Below are 20,387 nucleotides of genomic sequence, written 5' to 3' on the forward strand. Positions count from 1 at the left end.
ATTGGGGGGGTTCAATGAATAATCTAAATGAATACGGCATATCTATTTTAGAAAAGAAAGAAGTAAATGAAAAAGATAGAGATGTTGAAATAAGAGCAGACAGTCAATATATGCAAGCAGCTGATATAAAACTTGAAGATTTAGACTGTGATGCTTTCAAAGATTTTTACGGTTCTTGGAGAGGCAAAGACATAAAAAGTTTAATATCAATGGAGGCTGAATAATGAAAAAAATAAAAATATATTTAAGCGGTGCTATTACAAATAGAGAAAATTATAAACAAGAGTTTTATGAGGCAAGAGATAAAGTTCTTGATTTTATGAAAAGCAGAAATATAGAATGCGAAATTATAGTTCCTTTTGAATATGATAATCTTAATAAAACAGGAAGATGGGAAGATTATCTAAAGAATGACATAAAAATACTTGTAGACTGCGATTGCCTTATAGACATAGAAAATGAAAGCTATAACTCAAAAGGTGCTATATTAGAGAAAATAATATGTGTATATTTAGGAATACCTATTATTTCTTTAAGCTCATTTTTAGAAAGTCAAATGATTAATAATTATTCTACTACAAAAATAAATAAAAACTTCTTTGAAAATATGAAAATTGATGATTTTAAAGAGTTCGGCGAAATGCAGTATGATGTTTGATATAAGGAGATTTAAATATGAATAAAGAAGAACTTATAACTAAAAAAATAGATTCTTTGAAATGTAAGGGACAGTATGATACAGATATTAAAGACAGTATTAATAATATGTTTCTTCATTTTAATAAATTAAAACATAAGGTATTAAACGGAAATTACAAAGTAAAAAATCATCTATATAGCTTAATACATTCTTCTGTCAATACTGCTGTATTAAAACAATATAAATGTCTTGGATACGAAGATATAAAAAATAAATATGAGGAATTGGAAAAACTGCTTATAAAGAAAAATGCTGATTATGGAAATAGTTTTGATAAAACGCTTGATGAGTTTGGAATTAATACAGGCTTGGTGAGGATTGCTGATAAGATTAATAGAATTGCTAATTTGAAAGATAAAGATGAAGAGCAGATACAGGCAGAAGAAAAGCTGGAAGAAACTATTTTGGATATAGCAGGCTACAGCGTATTGTTTTCTATATATTTAGAGAATAACTATAAAAGGAGATAACAATGACTAAAAATTTAAAAATAGATTTAATTGCTTTATTGGCTGATAAACTTAATGACTTGGATAATGAAAAATTTAAAGCATTATTTAGTGATGAAGATTTTGATTCTATGGATGCTGATGAAATAATAGCAGAATTAGAGACAGAATTACGCTATCAAGGTTTACTTGATAGTTTTAATGAATTAAATGAAAAAATAAATAATCTCTTTTATCCTGAAGAATCTTTTGATGCTAATAAATTAATCAGAGAATATTCCTCATATAAATCTCAATTTAAAATTGATAGTTATAATTCTGATAGATTTTGTATTAGGATAAATGGTTCTTTTGATACTGTTGTATGGGTAAGATTTGAAAATAATTCCTATGAGATAAAGTTGGAATGTAAAACTTTAGATAATGCAGATTGGTCTAAAAAAGAAACATTAGAAAAACCTAGAAAAATCGCAGTATTAAATCAAGTAGATAGCTTCATTATGTATTATTTTGATAATAAAGAGAGATTGGGATTTTTGTAATTTTGTAGGAGGCTTGAATATGAAATGTGAAGTTTGTAATAAAAATAAAGCTATAAAAGAAACTGCTTATCAGATAGAAAGTTCAATAACATTAGTTTCTGTATGTGATGAATGTGCTTCAGATATAGAAAATACTAATCATATTTTTAATACAAGATATGAAATACAGGGAGAAGTTAAATAATGATAGTTTTTAGTAAAATTGATGAGGCAGATAGAATAAAAAAATATAAGCGAATAAGACAATTAATTGAAGTTGAGAAAAGAGATAAAGATCCTTTTAGAGAAAGTCAAATACAGAATATGATTATAGAGTATCTTAATGAACAAAATATTGACTATCACCCTTCTATGAGCGGAATTAAGGCTAGCAGCGGACTTGCTAAGTTTATGAAAAGTCAAGGTATAAATGAAGGACATAGCGATTTAATTATTTATGCCAAGACTAAAAAACATGAAATACTTCTTCTTGAATTAAAAACAGCGAAAGGCAGATTATCTGATGTACAAAAAGAATGGCTTAGAAATAAAGCAAAGCAGGGTTATGCTGTGAGTGTTGCTCATGGATATTATGATGCTGTTTATAAAATAGAAAGATATTTAGAAGATAAGCCTATTTTGTATGGTATCAAAAATGTTAAGAAGCACACAAGAAAAATTAATTATTTCAGGCTTCCTAATATTAGAAGATTTATAAGGAGAACAGCATAATGAAAAATACAGGCAGAACGTTAGTAAATATATTTAACTTCATTGGGTATAGCAATAATTTTAATAAATATGTAAACGGTTTCTATAAGAATGATAAAAGCTACGATGTACGTACTTTTGGTCAAAAATATATAAATAGCAATAAGTATAAAAGAGTAAAGAAGAATAAAAGGAAAAGCAAATGAGAAAAGTAAGAAGATTTTTTAATCATTATAAAAGAACACGTTTATTAATGCTTCAAAAGATAAAAATTAAATTATTAGAATATGGATATAAGGCAGAATATAATAATTTCGATGTTGAGTTTTATATAGGCAAAAAACTGTATTTCATAGAATTATTTAGAGAGCAGATAAGATTATTTGATGATAAAGATTTTGAGTTCTATTACAGTAATATTAATCAGCTTTTTAATAAAATAAAAGAACTTAGAGATAAGGAGCTTTAATTATGGAATTAAAAACTATAGGAAAAACAGAAAAGACTAAAAGAGCTATAAGTGAGTTTTTAGGAAAAGACATTGACATAAAATTAAATAATAAAGAACTTATATTGAATTATAAAGATAAAGATTTCTGTTTTATTTGTATAGATCATTTTTTGAGAATAACTATATACCCTATAAATATAATTTTTAATTTAGCAGATGCCCTGCTGATTTTTATACTATGAAAGAACTTGCTGATATACTAATTATTCTATCAAATGCGGATAAGAAAAAAGAACTGCTAGCAATAGTAAAAGAAAATTATATTGAAGTGTATGTATAAGGAAATTTGAATATGTCAATATATTTATGCTGTAAGAAATGCGGAAAGATTTTGAATAAAAATAATACTGCTATGTATAGGAACAAATTTTATTGTAAGGAGTGCCGTTTTGCTATGAATAAAAATGAAATAAAGTTCAGTAAAAATTACCCTAAACTTTGGGGACAAACTCAAGCTAAATTAATTGCTGTTGAGGATATAAATATTGATGAGAATACGAATAAAGATTTGCTGGAATATGATACAAAAGCTAATGACGGCTCTTATTATGAATTGAAGAAAGGAAAATATATTCAGCTTGTTTTCTTAGGAAATAAAAATATTCCTTTTTGTACTATTAGAAGTATTTACGGACAGTACGGAAATAAAAAAGAATATTATCAGGCTAAAATCGGCGAAGTATTTAATATAGTAATGGTTTATGAAAATCCTAAATTACCATTGGAGGGATAAAATGAAACATAATAGATTTAATAAAAGAGATAACAGCTATTTAAAACATAAAAAAGAATTATTTGAAGAAATGAAAGGAAGATGCGGTTACTGCGGATGCGAATTAGATTATAAAAAAGCTACTATAGATCATAAAGTACCTTTGTCTATCGGCGGTACTAATGATAAATATAATCTTTTAATATGCTGCTGGAGCTGTAATCATTATAAGCAGAGAAGAGATGTAGAAGGCTTTAGAAAATCTGTAGCAAATACTATTAAAAGATTGAACTGCAATTCTGCTTACAGGCTTGCTTTGAAATATGAAAGAATAAAAGAAGAAGATATTAATAAAGATGTAGTGTTCTATTTTGAAAGGAGAAAATAATGAAAAAAGAAATCATTAAACAAATAAAAGAAAAAATAGAACAAATGGAAAATATTGAGTTTGATAGAGATATATTAGATACAGCTAAAGAAAATAATATAGCAATAATATTCGGAAGCGATGAAGATTATTTAATCTTTGAAGGTGCTGTATGCGATGAAATTAATGTATGCCGTAAAGAAACTATTTATATTGATAAAAGAAAAGATGACTGCTATTTAATACTAGAAGCTAATTTAGATTCTCTTTATGAAGAATTAGATTATATTCCTCCTGATTTAGTGTCTGAACTTTTGAAAAAACATTTTAAGAAATTAATAAAATTAGAAGCTGATTATGAAAACGGCTGGAACTTTAAAGCAGAAGCACCTGAAGGGTATATTGTAGATTATAGTAATTTTACTGTTAAGGATTACAAAGGCTTAATATTGGATTTGAATATGTATAGTGAAAATATTATTCAGAAAGAACTTGATTTAGAGCTTTTGAAAAATAAATTAGAAAAACTTGATAGTAATATAGCTTTTTATTCTGAAAAAAATTATGGGTATGGTATTTACACTATAAGTTTTGACGGATTATTTAGGATTATATTCTTTTATTCTGAAATTAATATGGAGAATATAGATATTCATAATATTCATCCAAGTAATGCTTTAGATTTTAATAATATTGATAAGGTTAAATATGTATTGGATTTTATTAAAAATAATAAATCTGAAATAATACAGGCTGTAAAAGATAGTATTAAGGAAGTGAATAATGACTGATACTAAAAAACAATCAGAGGTTCAGCAGTTTGAAATAAGTAAAGAGGGTTTCTTAAAACTGAAAGAGTTTATTAAAACATTAGCCAATCCTTTTGGGTATGTTATTCAAATCATCAGTAAAGATAAAGCTAGAAGCAACAGACAGCAGAATTGGTACTTCGGTATGCTTATGCCTGCTATACGTTACTTTCTTACTGAAGAATGGGATAACATTAAGGATAACGACATGATGCATAAACAAATAGAATATACCCTCTCTGAAATATACTATGAAGATAAAATATATTCTGTTAAAGATAAAAACGGCAGAGAAATGAAATATACAAAGCTCTCTATCGCATTTAATAATATGAGCCATAAAAAGTTTCAGGATTATTTAAAGAAAATATTAATTAATCTTTCAAGATTTACAGGTTTTGAAGTTGGAAATCTTGAGGAATTAATAAAAGAATACTGTCTACAGACAGGCGAAGAATACAAGCCTTATAAAGGTTAAAGGAATTAATATAATGAAAGTAGAAGATTTAAAGAAAGAACTTACAGCTAAAATAAAGAATTTGATTCTTGAAATCTTAAAAGATTTTGATCTATCAAGATGCAAAATAAAAATAAAGATATTCAAAATAAAAGAATATAAAGGAAAGTCATACGAAAATCAATGTAATATTTATATAATTAAAGATAATTTAATTTATAAGATACATTATCATAACTTTAATATTATAAGCATTTCAATATACTCTAAAAAAGATTTATTAATCACTCGTTATGCCTATGATATTATATATAGAGATTATAAAGCATATCCTTTGGAAGAAATTATACAATTTTTAGATAGTGAAGCTGTAAAGATAATAAGAAAATTACATAAATCAAAAAGAACATTAAGAACAAAATTAAAAAATATCTTGGAGTGAAAAATGAAAGAAAATAAAGATTATTTTTTAATTAAAATTGATTCTATAGGTAAAAGAAAGGCTTGGGACTTATATAATAATACAGGGGCAGGTATTTATCGTAGAGAACAAACAAAAGAATATCAGGACTTTATTAAAGAAAAACATGAACTACCTTCTGAAATAATAAAAAATCAAAAAATAAAATTATATTGTAAAAGATGTGATAAAGTCTTTCCCGTAAGTTATATACAGCTTCAAAATCCATTTGGATATGACTGTTTTTTTGTATGCCCTGTTTGTAAAAGTATTTTAGAAAAATATAAGGAGTGAAAAATGAACGAGGATATTATTAAAAATAAAATTAAAGAATTAGATAAAAATAATATTAGTATAAGTATTAGTACTCTTTTGGTAACAATATGGATAAACGATTTTTTTTGTATAACATACTTTAAGGATAATTCTATGTCTTTTGACATTGATAGTAAAGATGAAGATAAAAGTATGATTTATGATTATGATGTAGATATGCCTAAAGATACAGTAGATAACGTTGATAATTATATAAATACAATAAGTTTTTTTAAGAGAAATAAAAATAAAATCCAAAATATAATGAGAAAAGAATTTAAAAAAGTAGAATATGAGGAGTGAAAAATGGAGTTTATAAAATCTTTTGTTTTTTATGATTATAATACTACTGATGTAATGATATTTTTAGCGGCTGCTGTTATTTTTAATATTATCATTATGCTTATATTATACCCTAGCAGAATACTTCATTTATTACATGAAAGTTATGATAAAAAATATCTTAATGAATTAAATAAAATAACAGCTTATTTAAAAAGAGGTATAATCTTGAGTTTTATATCTATGTGCTTAGTGATATTCAATATGATATTTTTAATAATTTTATATTTAAGTTTTCTTATAGTTTCAAATACTCTATCTGCTTTTTTTATGTTTATTAAGATTTGGCTAATTCCTAGAAATGAATAAGGAGAAATAAATGTTAAGAGATAGCGAACTTTTTAAAAAAGATTTTGAGCTTTTAAAGCAAAAATACTTAAAAAATATTATTGATGATATATCTAATATTTTAACAAAAAATGTGCCTGAATTAAAAGAAGTCAATAAAGACTATGAAAAGCATATTGTCAGTTTTAGTTTTGAATATAGAAATATTTTATCATTACAAAACGAATTAGAATATACAGAAATAAAATTAAAGGTAAATAAGAAGCTGGATTTTATTGCTTATATAAATACTACTCAATACACTAAAATTGATAAGATATTACAGTTTGTCAAAAATTATATAAAAAGATTTCATAAGTATGGGTGTTAGATTATGAGTATAAATTTTGATAAACAAAAATATATGTTTCTTAATGGTGTCAAATATATGATAGAAGATATAGAGGCATATTCCTATAACTATATAAGAATGTATATTATTTTAATATTGAAAGAAAATAATGAAGAAGAAAAAATTATAAAATATTTTAATAGAAATAATTTACGCAATGATGTAAACAAATTAAATCAATTATCAGTTTTTAGAAAAGAACAAAGAAAAAAATATTGAATTAAATATTTACAGCAGTAAAGGTGTAGATGGAATGAAAAGAAGATTAGATATTCAAAAAAGACTTGAAAACATTGGAGAATATTTTTCTTTTAAAACAGAATACATTATGGATAAAAATTTAACTGATTTAGAGTTTAGATTCTTATGTTTTTTATCTTTATTTGCTCCTCTTCCAAAAAATGAATATACGGAAGAACTGCTAAATATTAGCACAGAAACATTAATAAGAGTTATTGATGATTTAAAAGAAAAAGGATATATAAAAAAATAGGAGATTTGAAAATGGATAAAACTGTATGCGTGTCTTGTAATAAGGAAATTGAATCTGAAAATACTTATATACTAAGAGTATTTCAGAAAAAAGAGGCTTTAGGAACTGTTGGCGAAGTTCAGATTTGTGAGGCAGAGCTATGTAATAAATGCTTTGCGGCAGTGATGTTTCAAATAAGTAAATAAAAAGTGAATTAAGTTTTAATTTATAAAATAAGGAGGTTATATTTTTATGGACTATTTGTATTCAAAACCTATAAATCTTATGCTAAGCCCTTCATTGATAAATCATAGTATTATTGAAGATGCAGATGGAAATAAGATTGATTTAAATAATCTTAATAGTACAGAACTAAATAATAATATTATTAAATGTCTTAGCAAAAGAATAGACTTTTTAGAAAATAGAGTTGATTTTTTAGAAGAAAATCAAAAGAAAATCTTAAAACTTCTTATAGATACTATAAATACTGATATTAAATCTATAGAACGTCAGTTAAAAAAATCAGATAATATTAGTAAAAACTTTGATGCTAATATAAATGCTATAGATAAAAAAGAAGTAAATAGAAGAAACTTATATCCTGATAGAATTAATAGCAGTGTAAGAAAAAAATAAATATTTTTGGGGTAGTCAATGGAAAATAATAATAAAAAAAATAGTTCTATAAGAAAGCTAAAAACTTCTGCTTCTATAGCTAAAAACGATGAATATTTTACGCCTCCTGAAGCAGTGTACCCTATCGCTGAATTATTAAAAAAATACAATATTAATAATATTTTAGAGCCTTGCGATACAAATAATAATTCTAATATTGCTAAAGTATTAAGAGAATATAATTTTAATGTTTATAGCTCATCTATCAAAGAAAGCAACTATATTCTTAATATGCCTGTGAAAACAAATGTATTTGTTGTTACTAATCCGCCTTATTCTCTTAAAGATGCTTTTATTGAAAAAAGTGTTTATCTTATAGAGAAAAATATTATAAACGGTTTTGCCTTTCTTCTTCCTACTATGGCTTTACATGGAGTAAAAAGGCATAAGTTTTTTAATCAATTAAATAATCTTGGCTTTAGTATAAAAACTTTAATATTTGATAAAAGAGTTGAGTTTACATCTTTTGAAAACATTAAATATTTAAATAAGCCCTGGTTTGATGTTGCTTGGTTTGTATTCATTAAAGAAAAAGAAGTGTTTAATGAAGTGAAATTTGTCAAACTTCAGAAGAGAGAAAAAGATAATTTTGAGCATTTATTATAATAACTATAAGGAGAATATATGAAAAGAGATAATATAAAAGACATTATATTAAGCAATATTCATAAAATAGATCCTGATAAATATTATAATACTTTTGATTTGCTTAGATTATTTGGTACAGGTATTACTCCGACTAGAAATTTTATTACTAAAAAAATACCTATAGAAAAAAGACATGTTATTACATTAAAAGAACATTCAAAATATAATTAAAATTTATTTAGGAATAAATAATGGATAATAAAATAAAAAGAAATACTAAAAAAACTTTGGTAGTATCCGGAGCAGATATTATTAATGCAGTACAGTCCAATAATAAAAATATTGACTGTACTGCTGATTATAAAACTTGTAAATATTTTTCAAGCGGAGAATGTAATCATAAAACTTTATTAAATATTGATGAGGCAGTGATATGTCCTTATTATCTTATAAATAAAAAAGACTAAATCTTTAAAGTTTTTTTCATCTCATAAGATATATTTTTAAATATAATATTACTTTTAAGTATCTTTTTAGCCGATTTTTTGAATATTGGTCTTTTTCTTACTTTTTTCTTTCGGCTTAATATTCTAATCGGCTTTATATCTCCTCTTTTTGTACCTACTCTTTCATATATAGCAGCTTCTTTTCCTTTGGGTTTTAACATAAAGAATCTTTTATCTCTTTTCTTTAATTTACATTCTTTTATTCTTTCGCCTATTTGTCTAATATTTCCCATTTTATTAAATCTGTATCTATTTGGTATAACCTTTTTATAACTGTTTTCTCTTCCGATTAGTGTTGCGATTGGGTTTATAGTTAATGACTGTCCCCAAATATTGCGGCTTAATGGCTTGCCGGACTCATGATACTCTTGATATTCTGCTGTGCTTCCTACTATGCTTTTTTTATCTTTTTTAGTTGCTTTTTTTACCTGTATAACACTTAAAGGATAATTTTTTCTTATGGTAAACTCTTTTTTAGTTTCTTCTCTTGCTTCTCTTTGTATATTAAAAGCTGCCTGATTAAGTATTTTTGCAGTTTTTTTATCTGCAAATTTTTCTAACTTTTTTAATTTTTCCGTAAGTTCTTTGAATGTTATTGTTTCAGCCATAATATTATCCATTATTAAAAGAATAATATCAAGTTATAAAATAGAAAGTGAATCAATAAAAACGGCGGCAATTACTTTTAATAATCACCGCCTAAAAACTAAAAACTAAAAAATAAAAAATAAGAAACAATTACTTATTACATCTTTGTCATAGCTTCTTCTACTTCTTCGTCCGTATCATAGCCTTTATAGTGTTCTCTTGCGTATTTTTTATATTCTTTCATATATTCTTCATCTTCAAGTTTGTCCGGATCGCCTTGATATATATACCATTTGTTGTTTTCTTCGTCTAAATAAGCATCTACTACACTTCTTATAGCAGGTTCTCCTTCTACAAAATTATATAATTTATCTGTTATAGACACAAGTTTTAATACAAATCTCTTAAAAAGTGTGTTTTTATCTCCGTCCTTTTTCATAGAAATCCATTTGAATAATTCTGTAATATTTATAAGTATGAATAGTAAAGGTTTTAATAAAGTTTTCATTATATACTCCTATTGTTATTATATTCGCAAAAAAATGGCTTATATTTATTTTGTAAAATTGTAAATAACCATAATTTCATCTGGGTTTTCATCTTCTGCTATTATCTTTTTTATTCTTTCTAATGCTTCATGGGGATTTGAGGACTGCATACTCATTATTTCTTTTATATCTTCATCATAAGCGTAAACAATAGCTTCATTATTTGCTATTTTACGGTTTTCTCTTGCTTTATAAACGGCATAAATAAGTCTATTTCCTTCTTCGTATATATCCCAATCTTCTTCAGTCCAATGAGTATATTCATCTTCTTCGCCTTCTACTCCTTTGGCTATTAATTCTTCTTCTATGTATTTATCAATTTCTTCATCTGTGGGTTCTTTTCCTCCCCAATATTCCCAATCATAAGTATATAGCTTTCCGTCTTTATATCTTCTTTGGAATGTTACCTTTAATGTATCCGTATCTTCGCCCTTTATATAACTATGTAATGACTCTATTAAAGAAGTAAGTTTTAATAAAGAGGCTGTTTTTTCTATTTCATTATCTTTTATTAGACTGAGTTTTATAGTATGTATTAATTTAAGCACCCATATAAAAGGTATTAATATTGGAATTGATAAATATCTCAATATTGTTTTTAATATGTTTGTCATTTTTTATAACTCCAATTATTATTATGTTCGCCTACGCTTTAATTATATCGATAATAAATTATCGATATGCTTCGGCTCACTTATTTATATATTCTATTATTGTTCCGCCGAAAAAATTGCTGCTAGGCTATATACAATAAATTGCACATTCGTGTAGGCAATTTTTTACGGCTGTTATCTATTTATATATTCTATTATTCTTTCTATTTCTTCAGTTGTAATATTCGGTACTTGTATATGCTCTAATTTTATACTGTCTTTTCTTTTTAGCAAGGCATCACCGTTGCCTATTAAATCTTCTGCTCCTTTATGGTCTAATATTACTCTGCTGTCTGTATTACTAGCAACTGATAAAGCTATTTTTGTAGGCAAGTTCGCTTTTAATTCGCCTGTTAGCACTTTAGCACTAGGTCTTTGTGTGGCTGCTATTAAATGTATACCGGCACTTCTTCCTAAAGATGCTATAGTATTTATTATTCTTTCGGCTTCTTTCTTTATATCTCTGCTTAATAAGTCCTGAAGCTCATCTATAATAAGCACTATATATGGAAGTTTATTTCTTACTCTTTTATTATATTCTTGTATATTTCTTGCTCCTTTCTTTGTTATTTTATTGTTTCTTTCTCTCAATTCTCCTTCAATATTTCTTAGTGCTGATATTATATCATCATCGTTGTTCAATGAATTATCTATCAAATGCGGAAGTTCATTAAATATGCTTAATTCATTTTTCTTATCTATAAGCATTAATTGTAATTCTTCATCCGTCTTCTTATATATAAGGCTTGTTATTATAGATGCTAAGCATACGCTTTTACCGCTTCCTGTTTCTCCTGCTATAAGCATATGCGGTGCTTTTGCTAAATCAATAGCTGTTTTTTCATTATCCGTGTTTATGCCTAAGTATAAAGGAAGTTCAAAATTATTATCATCATTAATAACTTCTTTTAAGCCAAAATATCTGCTATTATCTATTTTTATATATTCAATAGCTAATGTCTTTGGGGCATAATATTTATTTAATCTTATATTATCGCCGAACACGCATTTTAAGCTATTTTCTAATGTACTTAGTGTATAGCTTTTTATTATGCTGTTATCATACTTGAATATATAATTAATAGCTATTCTTGATTCTTTTACTTCCTTTGAAATTATATTAATTTTTAATTCTTTCAATATGTTTTCTATCTCTTCAATATTTATATAATCATTAGATATAGTTTCTTTGCTTTCGTTTAATAAATCAAGTCTTGGATAATTATATTCTTTTTTAGTTTCCTTTTTTTATTATTTTTAATATGCTTTATTAAATTAAATACAAAAACTATCGCCTTAAAAGAATGTTCAATTAAAACTATTAAGCATTGTAATAAAACATTGAAACACATTAAAGTCCCTATTATCATTTGCAGTTCCTCCTTATTAAGTATTGTTTTATTTTTTTATTATCACTTCGTGAAGCTAGCTAATATATATAACTAGCTTAGAGAAAAGGGCTTAATTTATATCATCTTTACGCTGTTTTCAATATATCTATTTTTTTGGTATCCGTAATATGCCATGTATAAGGCTTTTTACAATTATTGTACTTCATATTAAATAATGCTATTTTCTCATCATCTGTCATTTTTAAGCTGTTAATATATTTGATTAATTCAATAGCATTATAATTATTATAATCAATAATTTTTCTGCTATACTTTATAAATGTTACATTATGTTCTTTTTTATTTTGTCTTATAATAAATCTTCTTTGCTGTCTTGTTAGTATTGTTTCTTTTGCTGTATTTTCTTTTGTATGTTCTTTACTTTCTATAAAGTTTTTAATATACTCTTCTATCTGTTTATTATATTCCTCATCTATTCCCATAAGCATTATTAAAAATACAGCATTATTATGTAGTATTTTTAATGGTTTTGAAGGCTCTTTATATATTTCAAGAGTTATTTTATTATTATTATCTTTATTAATTGTCTGAGATAATATATTTAATAGATGATCATAATTTATATTTAATGTATGTTCTATATTACTATTTATATTATCTATTATTACATTTGATATATTATGTATGTCGCTGTCGGCATAATCTGCTATTGTCAAAATAAGCTGATTTTTATTAAACTTCATTTTCAAGCATTTTGATTTTATTTTGTTTGATTTTTTTAGACTTTTTACTGCTTTTTGTATTTCTATCATCTGCTGATTATTTAATATTACATTATATAGTTTTTTATATTCGTCTTTATATTTTTCATTTGCTGTACATGGTATAATACTTTTATAATTTGGATATGATGCTTCTATTAAAGAACTTGTATATATATAATCATTGTCTATTATTTGTATATATTCGTCATTAATAAATATTTTTACTGTATCTTCATTATCAATATCTTTATCTATATTAGAGATATTTTTTAATAATGCTTTTATTGCTTCGCTTGGTATAACGGCATTATTTAATTTTCTGCCTTCGTAATTCATTTTATAAATAGCTATCTGTCTGCCGTCTGTGGACACTATATTTAATGTATTATTATCTAAAAAATCAAAATATAAGCCTTTTAATGCCGGACTTCTGAAATTATCTTTTGAAACTGTATTTATACTTTTTTTGAATATATTAAAAAGTTCTTTTTTATTTAATATTATATAATCTTTAAAATTTCTATTAATATGGCTGTCCGGGTATTCGTCCGCATTCATACCTATGATTAAATGCTGTGTATTTATTTTTCTTTCTCTGCTGTATTTATCTTCTTTTTTTATGATATAAGTACCTTTATAAAACATATATATTTTTTGATTTTCCTGTACTGATATATTTATAAAGTCTGCATCATGTTCTTTTATTATATCAAAAAACTTTTTAGCATATACGCATATTCTGAAATTGTCTTGATTATGATTTATTACTTTTATTCTTTTTTCTATAAAAATATTTTTATCAGTTGCGGCAAGAGTTAATATATTATTTTTAAGCTGTAATAATACATTGCTTTCAATATTATATATTACTTTGCTTTGTATTATTGACATAAAAGTATTTTTTATATCTTTTAAGTTTTTAGTATTTATTGTTATATAATTAGTTATTTGTTCCATATTTAAGCCCTTTATTTTGTTATTGTTTTTAGTTTTTATTTTATTATTAATACTTTATCATCGTAGCAAGCTATTAAATTACTTGCTAAGCCGATGTTATAATCGTTTAAATGATTTTCACGCATAAAAGTATTTTTATTCTGTTCTTTATAGCTGCTTAAATCTTTATAATTAATATCTAAGTCAAAAAAGCTATTTTTAATACTTCTTTCAAAATAATAAAAAAGTTCTTTTTTACCCTCATTAGATATTTTTTTATTGTCTTTATTAAGCTGTAAAAATGTTTGTATATCCATAGACTACCGCCTTTAATATCTTAATTGCTTTAAAATTTCTCTTTTCTCTTCCTCGCTGTCAAAATCTTTATAATCATTTTTTAAGAAGTTATATAATTTTTGCTTGTTTCTATAAAATATAGTTTGTCTTATAGTAGATATATTTTTATATTCATTTTCTAGTATGTTTATTATGATCTCATCTATATTTGATATTTTAAAAGATAATTCTTTTATTATATTGCTTCTTTCTCTTATATAATAATATGCTGAGTATGTATACTCGTTATTAGATAATAATACATTGTCTTTTTTTAATATTTTATTTATTTCTTTTTTTAATATCTTTTTTGTATTTAAATTTAATGTTTCATAAGTAATCATTATTAAGCCCCCTTTATTTTTTACTTGCTTTTTTTTTTATAAGCTGTTATAATAAAGCCAGCTTTTAAGGACTTGCATATTACCAGTATACAAGCCCCAATAATAGCAAATTATTTACTATTATTGATTATTACTACGATTGTTATTAAGTCTATTATCATAGTAATAATTAAAAGCGTGGTTTTATCCATCTTAGTGCCTCCCATCACTCTAAATTTATATAATACAGTCCCAAGCTGTTTATATAGCCTTTATTAAAATATTAGCTATTTTGATTTAATCTTTTTTATATATTTTTTATAATATATTTTTCCTTTTTATCCTCTGTTTCAAACTTTGTTATTATTTCTAAATTATCCGTATAATCTTTTTTTTCTATTTCCTTTACTTCAATTATTAATTGCTCTATGTCTATACATTCATTACTATTTTTTAAATGATTATAAAGACTTGTTAAACCTTCTAAAGTAAAGCCCAAATATTCATAAGCCGTACAATTATTTATTTTTTTGTTATATCCTTGTATACATGCCGATTCTTTTGCATAATACTCAAATAATTCTATAAATGTATTTTTATTTAAAATAGTTCTCATGTTTCAAGCCCTTTTGATTTTTTTAGTTTTTTATAAGCTAGCTAGTGAAAAAATATACTAACTAGCTTTTTTATTAATGTCTGTAATATAATACAGAATCTACATCATTATAATTTTTAAATTTTCTTATAATATATTCGTCTTCGTCTATATCTGTTATATTGTATTCTTTTTTGTATTCATTTTCTGTCAATTCTCCATAATCGCAGCATAATGCTACAATGTCAAATTCAATTTGTTCGTTTGTTTCTTCTTCAAATTCTTCTAAATATTCAAATAATTCTATTAATCCAATTCTTGAAAAATTATTTTTATATGTTTCGTTTGATTCAAATTCTTGTATAAAATCGTATTCTTTTAATGTTTTTGTCATAATTAAGCCCCTTTAATTTTTTAGTTTTTTCTTAAATCTGCGGCAGGTTTATTTTTTACTTACCTGTCTATTTTTTTACTTGCTTTTTTTTTATAAGCTGTTATAATAAAGCCAGCTTTTAAGGACTTGTATATTGCTAGTATACAAGCCCCAAACATAGCAAGTATTATTTACTATGTTTGATTATTACTAATATTGTCAGAATATCTAACAAAATAGTAATAAATAGAAACTCTAACATTTTTTTATCCTCCTTATTTTTTAGATTTATATAATAATACTATTGTGTAGGGATAGTATTTTATATAGCAAATTAATATTTTATTCCGTTTATAAAAACTTTGTCCTCTACTTCAATTTTTAATTTGTTAAGTGTTTGAAGTTCTTTAATTAAATGTTCTGTAAATACTTTGATTGTTTTTGTTTTATACTGTTCTTTAGTTTCTATTGTTATAGCTTCTTTTAATTTTGTGTTTTTAAAGATTATTTTGTTTTTGCAGAATGTTATTGTAGTTCTGTTGTTTACTGTGTAATCTTTAGTTATTAATTCTTTTAATTGTTCTTTTTTTATTATAGTCATTGTTAAGCCCTCCCGCTCTCTCTCATTGTTTATATATATATATTATACTCAATTTGTGCTTAAATGTCAATAGTTTTAAGCACAAAAAGCACAAAAAATATTCAAAAATATTAAAAAAATTGCTTTTTTCTTGGGTTTATCCTATTTTTGAATAGAATAATATAATTTATTAATATTATTGTGCTTAAATTGTGCTTGATTTTTATTTAAAAATATATTATATTCTTATATATAAATAAAAAATAAAGGGGTTATGCTATGGACGAATTAAACAAAAAAAAATACGTATATAAGAGGCTAAGCTCTACAATCAATTTAAATGATGACGAGTTTAATTTACTTGATGATATTGTTGAAAAAACCGGAATGAATAAAAATCAAATTGTTACTTATGCTTTACGGGAATATTTTAAAAAATATACTGATGAGAATAAACAAGCTGATTCTAATATAGAAAATAATAATATAATAGTAGATAATCAAAATAATAGTAATGTTCAAATAGATAAATTGAATAATTCTATTAATATATTAAATCAATCTATTAATAATTTAGCTAGTTTAATAAATAAAAATTCTTCTGATGATACAAAAAAGGTACTGTAAACTGATTTTTTTCGCCTATGTGGGCTTTTGTGCCCGCCGGAAAAATTTTCTCACAAAGTTTTTTTGAAAGTTAACTGATTAACTAGTTAACTGAATTTACACCCTAAGGCATTCATTTTTAATAAAGTCCCTCTCTACTCTTAAAAACGCACTAAAAATAATGCCTTTATAGTACAGTTTTTAGCCTAATTTATAGCTAATATTGTATTCTTTGATTATAAATCAATTAAAAATAAAATAAAGTATGATAAATTTGTGTTGATTTTGTATTGTGAAACATTAAAATTAAGGCGTTTTTGCTTAGTTAATTAACTAAAAGTTAACTTTTTAGTTAACTAGTTAACTTGTTCGGAACGTTAATTTAATTTACTTTTTAATTAATCATAATTGTGAAAGCAAACTAAATATATGGCGACTTATGTAGGGTTAAAAGAATTTTCAGAAATAATAGGCTGTTCTAAGGCTAATATCACACAATGTATAAAAAGAAATGACAGCAGAATAGTATATATTAGAGATGATAATGGAAAAATACTTATAGATTTAGAACAGTCCAAAGCAAAATGGAATCTATCAAGAAATATTTATACTGATAAATTAATCAAAAAAGAAAAATCATCTGAAAAAAACATAAAAAAAGCTGAAATAGAGCCTTTATCAGAAAATGACAATCAAAAAATAAGTTCTTTTATTAAATCTGGAAGCAAGAAGCCTGTAATCAATGAAACTTTAGACATAGAAACAGCAAAAATACACTCTCTAACAGCTGATGCGGTAAAAAAATCCTTTGAATATCAGATTTTAAGAGGAAAATTAATAGAAAGAAAATATTTAGAATTAGTTTTGCCTAATATCCTGTCTACTTTAAGAGCAAGAAGCGAACTTTTGCCAAAAAGACTTTCAAATGCTATAGCTAATCTTATAAAAAATAAATATGAAGTTGAATTACCTATAGAAGATTTAATGATAGATATGAGAAATGTTTTAGAAAAAGATATTGAAGATTTGCTTAATTATGTAGTAGATGAAAATAGGAAGTTTTTTGATAATTTAAGGAGCAGCTAAATTGTGGAAGGTATTAATTTAGAGAATATTTTATCAAAAACTACATTAATTCAATGGGCTGATGATGATATTTTATATATAGAGGATATGGTAAGAAAATATTTACAGCCTAGAAAAAAAACAGATATTATTAATTATATAGAAAAAACAAGAGTATTAAATGAAAGAGTTTCGGCAATTCCCGGACTTTATAATTATAAAATCACACCTTATTTAAGAGAAATAATAAGAAACTTTGATGAAGACAGCCCTATTCAATATGTAGATTTTATGAAAGGAGCACAAATTGGAGTAACTGTAGGAATTGATGAAAACTTAATGATTTATTTAATAGGTAATTCTCCAGCACCTATTTTATTTTTGGCTTCTACTTCAGAAGTTGCCGAGCAGATATTCGCTTTAAGAATGAACCCATCTATAGAAGAATCAGGGCTTGGACATTTAATTAAATCTGCCAATAAAAATAAAAAAAGCAGAGAAACAGGAAACACAAAAAACTATAAATCTTTTGATGGCGGCTTTATTCAAATAGGAGGACTTCAAACAATATCAAAATTAAAATCATTTTCCATAAAAGTTTTAATAATTACGGAAGCAGATGAAGCAAAAAGCGATGTTGGAGGACAAGGAAATGCTATAACTTTGGCAGAAAGAAGAACAGATGCTTATAGTTTGATGAGAAAAATACTTATAGAATCCACACCGAAGATGGCTACAGGAGAATCGTATATTGAAGAAAGATTTTTAAAAGGCGATCAAAGATATTATCATGTGCCTTGTAAGGACTGCGGAGAACTTCAAATATTAGAGTTTGAAAGATTAAAATATGAATTAGATGAAAACGGAATATTAATACCTTCTTCAGTTCATTATGAATGTAAATACTGCGGATCTCATTGGAAAGAAGCTGATAAGGAATATTTTTTGAAAACTTTTGAAGACGGAGGCAAGGCAAAATGGATACCCTTAGCAAAATCAAAGAATCCTAATAGAAGAAGCTATCATCTATCATCATTGTATGCACCTTTAGGGTTTAGAAGCTGGGAAAGTATAGTTTATGATTATATAGAAGCATTAGAGTTTGAAAAAAACGGAGATAATACTTATATGAAAGTATTTTGTAATACCGTTTTGGGAGAAACTTATAAATCCTATGAAGAAGCTCCGCCTTATGAAAGAATTTTTAATAAAAACAGAGATAATTATTTAAGAGAAAGAATAAATGAATACGGAGAGATAACTCAGTCTACTTTGGATATAGAGAATCTTCCTTACAAGCCTTTGTTCTGCAACATAGCAGCAGATATACAAAAAAATTATATAGAAGTAGGAGTATTTTTATGGTGCGAAGGATATAGAAGCTATTTAATAGGTTATCATAGATTAGACGGAAATACTTCAAATTTAAATAGCAGATGCTGGAAACTGCTTGAAATATTGATAAAATCATCGCATTTAGACTTTTATGCTTCTATGATTTTTATTGATAAAGGTTTTATTCCTGCTACTGTAACAGATTTTTGTGAGAATATACATAATCAGCTTAAAGTAAACGGTAATATTATATTTCCTATTAAGGGAGATAGTACAGGTAAATTATTTAGAAAACAAGAAACCAATGAAAATAAAAGACCTTATTCATTAATTATTAATTCAAATATAGCTAAAGAAGAAGTTTACAGTGCTTTGGCATTAGAACTTACAGAAGAAGAACCCTTACCTCCTAGATGGGCATATTTTCCTAATGATGTGAATATAGATTTCTTTAGAATGCTTACAGCAGAAGAAAAGATAAAAAAACATTTGCCAAGCGGAAAGGTAAAATATGATTGGGTATTAAGAACAGGGCAGAAAAGAAATGAAGCATTAGATATATTTTCTTATAGTACGGCAGCAGCATTTTTCTATATTGATAATATAGCAAGAAAAGATGATAAAGGAAATATTAATTATAAAGAATTATGGCATTATTTATCTGATTCAGGGGCTTGGTTTGAGCATTTAGATAAATTTTCTGAAAAAAAAGATGAAAATAATTTGAGTACATTTTAATATTTAAAAATATTGAAATTTATACTATACTATTATATTAGTATTATATTTTTATATAAAGGTTAATAATGTCAGAAGAGCTTCTACAAAGAGATTTAATTAAAAATCCTGATAAAATAGGAACATGGAATTTTTATAATATAGGTTCTACTACTGTAAAAACCTTAAAAAGTGCTAATATAATTAGAAATATTGATTATGGTAAAGATATTGATCAAAAAAAATTGATGCTTTAATTACTAAAGAAAAAGATATTATAGCAATTATAGAATATAAATCTCCTAGAAATTTTAATACTGAATATAAAAAAAATAAAGC

The 20,387-nt window shown here is 24.9% G+C and carries 39 protein-coding genes; 29 read left to right on the plus strand and 10 right to left on the minus strand.

The window, feature by feature from the left end:
* The first annotated feature begins 14 nt into the window (after positions 1 to 14).
* The 25 genes from T324_RS0102770 to T324_RS0102895 all read left to right on the plus strand — a co-directional run bounded on the left by T324_RS0102770 (position 15) and on the right by T324_RS0102895 (position 9,238).
* Positions 15 to 224, plus strand: coding sequence for a hypothetical protein (locus T324_RS0102770; protein WP_028328863.1), 210 nt, complete (start codon positions 15 to 17; stop codon positions 222 to 224).
* Complete coding sequence (locus tag T324_RS16585; protein WP_084548595.1) at positions 224 to 658, plus strand: DUF4406 domain-containing protein; 435 nt, start codon at positions 224 to 226, stop codon at positions 656 to 658. The genes T324_RS0102770 and T324_RS16585 overlap by 1 nt, the downstream gene beginning before the upstream one ends.
* Positions 659 to 675: 17 nt before the next feature.
* The gene (locus T324_RS0102780) at positions 676 to 1,170 is read left to right on the plus strand and encodes a nucleotide modification associated domain-containing protein (RefSeq protein WP_245580611.1); all 495 of its coding nucleotides are present in this window, start codon (positions 676 to 678) and stop codon (positions 1,168 to 1,170) included.
* Positions 1,171 to 1,172: 2 nt separating this feature from the next.
* Positions 1,173 to 1,691: a hypothetical protein gene (locus T324_RS0102785; protein ID WP_028328865.1), complete on the plus strand. Its 519-nt coding sequence runs from the start codon at positions 1,173 to 1,175 to the stop codon at positions 1,689 to 1,691.
* Between the two features lie 19 nt (positions 1,692 to 1,710).
* Entirely contained in the window at positions 1,711 to 1,875 is a 165-nt protein-coding gene (locus T324_RS17985; protein WP_156920135.1) for a hypothetical protein, read from the plus strand.
* On the plus strand, positions 1,875 to 2,402 hold the full coding sequence (locus T324_RS0102795; RefSeq protein ID WP_028328866.1) for a VRR-NUC domain-containing protein: 528 nt from the start codon (positions 1,875 to 1,877) through the stop codon (positions 2,400 to 2,402). Before T324_RS17985 ends, T324_RS0102795 begins: the two co-directional genes overlap by 1 nt.
* A complete protein-coding gene (locus T324_RS0102800; protein WP_028328867.1) occupies positions 2,402 to 2,587 on the plus strand; it encodes a hypothetical protein in 186 nt (61 codons plus the stop codon). The genes T324_RS0102795 and T324_RS0102800 overlap by 1 nt, the downstream gene beginning before the upstream one ends.
* Positions 2,584 to 2,850: a hypothetical protein gene (locus tag T324_RS0102805; protein ID WP_028328868.1), complete on the plus strand. Its 267-nt coding sequence runs from the start codon at positions 2,584 to 2,586 to the stop codon at positions 2,848 to 2,850. The genes T324_RS0102800 and T324_RS0102805 overlap by 4 nt, the downstream gene beginning before the upstream one ends.
* 2 nt (positions 2,851 to 2,852) lie before the next feature.
* Positions 2,853 to 3,074 carry a hypothetical protein gene (locus tag T324_RS0102810; RefSeq protein ID WP_028328869.1) on the plus strand — a complete coding sequence of 74 codons (222 nt, stop codon included), beginning with the start codon at positions 2,853 to 2,855 and terminating at the stop codon, positions 3,072 to 3,074.
* Between the two features lie 110 nt (positions 3,075 to 3,184).
* Positions 3,185 to 3,625 (plus strand): hypothetical protein, encoded by a 441-nt coding sequence (locus T324_RS0102820; RefSeq protein WP_028328870.1) that lies wholly within the window; start codon positions 3,185 to 3,187, stop codon positions 3,623 to 3,625.
* A gap of 1 nt (position 3,626) precedes the next feature.
* Positions 3,627 to 3,992 (plus strand): HNH endonuclease, encoded by a 366-nt coding sequence (locus T324_RS16590; RefSeq protein ID WP_051436778.1) that lies wholly within the window; start codon positions 3,627 to 3,629, stop codon positions 3,990 to 3,992.
* The gene (locus tag T324_RS0102830) at positions 3,992 to 4,762 is read left to right on the plus strand and encodes a hypothetical protein (RefSeq protein ID WP_028328871.1); all 771 of its coding nucleotides are present in this window, start codon (positions 3,992 to 3,994) and stop codon (positions 4,760 to 4,762) included. Before T324_RS16590 ends, T324_RS0102830 begins: the two co-directional genes overlap by 1 nt.
* A complete protein-coding gene (locus T324_RS0102835) occupies positions 4,755 to 5,258 on the plus strand; it encodes a hypothetical protein (RefSeq protein WP_028328872.1) in 504 nt (167 codons plus the stop codon). The genes T324_RS0102830 and T324_RS0102835 overlap by 8 nt, the downstream gene beginning before the upstream one ends.
* Before the next feature lie 13 nt (positions 5,259 to 5,271).
* Positions 5,272 to 5,679: a hypothetical protein gene (locus tag T324_RS0102840; RefSeq protein WP_028328873.1), complete on the plus strand. Its 408-nt coding sequence runs from the start codon at positions 5,272 to 5,274 to the stop codon at positions 5,677 to 5,679.
* Positions 5,680 to 5,682: 3 nt separating this feature from the next.
* Positions 5,683 to 5,991 carry a hypothetical protein gene (locus tag T324_RS0102845; protein WP_028328874.1) on the plus strand — a complete coding sequence of 103 codons (309 nt, stop codon included), beginning with the start codon at positions 5,683 to 5,685 and terminating at the stop codon, positions 5,989 to 5,991.
* 3 nt (positions 5,992 to 5,994) lie between these two features.
* Entirely contained in the window at positions 5,995 to 6,315 is a 321-nt protein-coding gene (locus T324_RS0102850; protein WP_028328875.1) for a hypothetical protein, read from the plus strand.
* A gap of 3 nt (positions 6,316 to 6,318) precedes the next feature.
* The gene (locus T324_RS0102855; RefSeq protein WP_028328876.1) at positions 6,319 to 6,663 is read left to right on the plus strand and encodes a hypothetical protein; all 345 of its coding nucleotides are present in this window, start codon (positions 6,319 to 6,321) and stop codon (positions 6,661 to 6,663) included.
* Between the two features lie 10 nt (positions 6,664 to 6,673).
* Complete coding sequence (locus T324_RS0102860) at positions 6,674 to 7,012, plus strand: hypothetical protein (protein WP_028328877.1); 339 nt, start codon at positions 6,674 to 6,676, stop codon at positions 7,010 to 7,012.
* Between the two features lie 3 nt (positions 7,013 to 7,015).
* Positions 7,016 to 7,252, plus strand: coding sequence for a hypothetical protein (locus tag T324_RS0102865; RefSeq protein WP_028328878.1), 237 nt, complete (start codon positions 7,016 to 7,018; stop codon positions 7,250 to 7,252).
* Positions 7,253 to 7,286: 34 nt separating this feature from the next.
* A complete protein-coding gene (locus tag T324_RS0102870; RefSeq protein WP_028328879.1) occupies positions 7,287 to 7,526 on the plus strand; it encodes a helix-turn-helix domain-containing protein in 240 nt (79 codons plus the stop codon).
* Between the two features lie 11 nt (positions 7,527 to 7,537).
* Entirely contained in the window at positions 7,538 to 7,711 is a 174-nt protein-coding gene (locus T324_RS17990; RefSeq protein ID WP_156920136.1) for a hypothetical protein, read from the plus strand.
* A gap of 46 nt (positions 7,712 to 7,757) precedes the next feature.
* Positions 7,758 to 8,144, plus strand: coding sequence for a hypothetical protein (locus tag T324_RS0102880; protein WP_028328880.1), 387 nt, complete (start codon positions 7,758 to 7,760; stop codon positions 8,142 to 8,144).
* Positions 8,145 to 8,162: 18 nt separating this feature from the next.
* Positions 8,163 to 8,789 (plus strand): hypothetical protein, encoded by a 627-nt coding sequence (locus T324_RS17650; protein WP_028328881.1) that lies wholly within the window; start codon positions 8,163 to 8,165, stop codon positions 8,787 to 8,789.
* A gap of 18 nt (positions 8,790 to 8,807) precedes the next feature.
* Positions 8,808 to 9,002, plus strand: a complete 195-nt coding sequence (locus T324_RS0102890; RefSeq protein ID WP_028328882.1) for a hypothetical protein — start codon at positions 8,808 to 8,810, stop codon at positions 9,000 to 9,002.
* A 20-nt stretch (positions 9,003 to 9,022) separates the two neighbouring features.
* Positions 9,023 to 9,238, plus strand: coding sequence for a hypothetical protein (locus tag T324_RS0102895; protein WP_028328883.1), 216 nt, complete (start codon positions 9,023 to 9,025; stop codon positions 9,236 to 9,238).
* On the opposite strand, the gene T324_RS0102900 is transcribed toward T324_RS0102895, so the two are convergent.
* The 10 genes from T324_RS0102900 to T324_RS0102950 form a co-directional block, all read right to left on the minus strand.
* On the minus strand, positions 9,235 to 9,885 hold the full coding sequence (locus tag T324_RS0102900) for an HK97 gp10 family phage protein (RefSeq protein ID WP_028328884.1): 651 nt from the start codon (positions 9,883 to 9,885) through the stop codon (positions 9,235 to 9,237). The two genes, T324_RS0102895 and T324_RS0102900, sit on opposite strands and share 4 nt — an antisense overlap.
* A 137-nt stretch (positions 9,886 to 10,022) precedes the next feature.
* Positions 10,023 to 10,373 (minus strand): hypothetical protein, encoded by a 351-nt coding sequence (locus T324_RS0102905; RefSeq protein ID WP_028328885.1) that lies wholly within the window; start codon positions 10,371 to 10,373, stop codon positions 10,023 to 10,025.
* A 45-nt stretch (positions 10,374 to 10,418) separates the two neighbouring features.
* Positions 10,419 to 11,027: a hypothetical protein gene (locus T324_RS0102910; protein WP_028328886.1), complete on the minus strand. Its 609-nt coding sequence runs from the start codon at positions 11,025 to 11,027 to the stop codon at positions 10,419 to 10,421.
* Positions 11,028 to 11,201: 174 nt separating this feature from the next.
* Positions 11,202 to 12,206: an FtsK/SpoIIIE domain-containing protein gene (locus T324_RS16600; RefSeq protein ID WP_028328887.1), complete on the minus strand. Its 1,005-nt coding sequence runs from the start codon at positions 12,204 to 12,206 to the stop codon at positions 11,202 to 11,204.
* Positions 12,207 to 12,543: 337 nt separating this feature from the next.
* Complete coding sequence (locus T324_RS0102925) at positions 12,544 to 14,139, minus strand: DNA polymerase III subunit beta (RefSeq protein WP_028328888.1); 1,596 nt, start codon at positions 14,137 to 14,139, stop codon at positions 12,544 to 12,546.
* A gap of 35 nt (positions 14,140 to 14,174) precedes the next feature.
* Positions 14,175 to 14,435 carry a hypothetical protein gene (locus tag T324_RS0102930; RefSeq protein ID WP_028328889.1) on the minus strand — a complete coding sequence of 87 codons (261 nt, stop codon included), beginning with the start codon at positions 14,433 to 14,435 and terminating at the stop codon, positions 14,175 to 14,177.
* A gap of 12 nt (positions 14,436 to 14,447) precedes the next feature.
* Positions 14,448 to 14,798, minus strand: a complete 351-nt coding sequence (locus T324_RS0102935) for a hypothetical protein (protein ID WP_028328890.1) — start codon at positions 14,796 to 14,798, stop codon at positions 14,448 to 14,450.
* Positions 14,799 to 15,084: 286 nt separating this feature from the next.
* Positions 15,085 to 15,393 carry a hypothetical protein gene (locus tag T324_RS0102940; protein WP_028328891.1) on the minus strand — a complete coding sequence of 103 codons (309 nt, stop codon included), beginning with the start codon at positions 15,391 to 15,393 and terminating at the stop codon, positions 15,085 to 15,087.
* 73 nt (positions 15,394 to 15,466) lie between these two features.
* Entirely contained in the window at positions 15,467 to 15,766 is a 300-nt protein-coding gene (locus tag T324_RS16605; RefSeq protein ID WP_038374962.1) for a hypothetical protein, read from the minus strand.
* Positions 15,767 to 16,079: 313 nt separating this feature from the next.
* Positions 16,080 to 16,346 carry a hypothetical protein gene (locus T324_RS0102950; RefSeq protein WP_028328892.1) on the minus strand — a complete coding sequence of 89 codons (267 nt, stop codon included), beginning with the start codon at positions 16,344 to 16,346 and terminating at the stop codon, positions 16,080 to 16,082.
* A 258-nt stretch (positions 16,347 to 16,604) separates the two neighbouring features.
* Here T324_RS0102950 and T324_RS0102955 point away from each other — a divergent pair, with 258 nt between their 5' ends.
* The 4 genes from T324_RS0102955 (at position 16,605) to T324_RS17995 (ending at position 20,305) form a co-directional block, all read left to right on the plus strand.
* Entirely contained in the window at positions 16,605 to 16,952 is a 348-nt protein-coding gene (locus T324_RS0102955) for a hypothetical protein (RefSeq protein WP_028328893.1), read from the plus strand.
* A gap of 408 nt (positions 16,953 to 17,360) precedes the next feature.
* Positions 17,361 to 18,017 carry a hypothetical protein gene (locus tag T324_RS0102960; RefSeq protein WP_028328894.1) on the plus strand — a complete coding sequence of 219 codons (657 nt, stop codon included), beginning with the start codon at positions 17,361 to 17,363 and terminating at the stop codon, positions 18,015 to 18,017.
* A gap of 3 nt (positions 18,018 to 18,020) precedes the next feature.
* Positions 18,021 to 20,069, plus strand: a complete 2,049-nt coding sequence (locus T324_RS0102965) for a terminase gpA endonuclease subunit (protein WP_028328895.1) — start codon at positions 18,021 to 18,023, stop codon at positions 20,067 to 20,069.
* 68 nt (positions 20,070 to 20,137) lie between these two features.
* On the plus strand, positions 20,138 to 20,305 hold the full coding sequence (locus T324_RS17995; protein ID WP_156920137.1) for a hypothetical protein: 168 nt from the start codon (positions 20,138 to 20,140) through the stop codon (positions 20,303 to 20,305).
* Positions 20,306 to 20,387: the final 82 nt, after the last annotated feature.

Source organism: Brachyspira alvinipulli ATCC 51933 (genome assembly GCF_000518245.1).
GTDB classification, from domain to species: Bacteria; Spirochaetota; Brachyspiria; order Brachyspirales; family Brachyspiraceae; genus Brachyspira; species Brachyspira alvinipulli.